This is a genomic window from Streptomyces sp. KR55 (genome assembly GCF_052245645.1).
Classification (GTDB): Bacteria; Actinomycetota; Actinomycetes; order Streptomycetales; family Streptomycetaceae; genus Streptomyces; species Streptomyces flavusporus.
In genome coordinates this window covers 1-631 of the sequence record NZ_JBQQCE010001009.1, presented here as the reverse complement: position 1 = coordinate 631, position 631 = coordinate 1, and the positions used below count along the sequence as shown (strand labels likewise).

At 73.4% G+C, this 631-nt stretch carries 1 protein-coding gene; it reads right to left on the bottom strand.

What is annotated here, in order from left to right; all coding sequences use genetic code 11:
- On the bottom strand, window positions 1-615 hold a 615-nt coding region (locus ACTWQJ_RS52060; protein ID WP_443313306.1), incomplete at its 3' end, for a L,D-transpeptidase family protein.
- Window positions 616-631 lie beyond the last annotated feature (16 nt).

Here is a 631-nt window from a genome sequence, read left to right as displayed (position 1 = left end):
CGGCTCGGCCCACTGGAGGATCCGCCGCATGGCGTCCGCCGGCACGGACACACAACCGGCCGTCGGCCCGCGCCCGTTGACATGCAGGAAGATGCCGGCGCCGCGCCCGCGCACCGGTTTGCGGTAGTTGAAGCCGATGACGAGGGCATGCGCGTACCGGTTCCCGTACGACACCAGGTGCTCGGCCTCGGTGGCACGGCAGTCGGCGGGGCGGGGCTCGGTCCACCGGTTGTAGGAGCGGGAGCCGGTGTCCTGGCACCACCAGGAGTTCTGCCGTACGGGACGGTACTTGTACGTCGTCCCGCGCGGCGCCGCCTTGATGCCGAAGGCGTACGGCAGGTCGTACAGCCCCGTCGGCGTCGTGTTCGTGCTCTGCTTCCGTGAGGCGCCCTCGACGAGCCCGTTCGCCCCGAAGCGGGCCGGCGCGGAACCGGCCTTCACCCAGCGGCCTTCCCGCCGGTCCCACCAGGTGACCGTGCCCGTCGTCGAGCCGGCCCGCGGCGCCACGGCGGTGATCAGCTGGCTGCCGCCGCCGGTGTCGGCCATCCGGTCGGGCAGCGGGGCGGCTCCTGCCGGAGCGACGGCGAGCAGGGCGGCGGAGGTGAGGACGGACAGGACGGCTGTGACACCA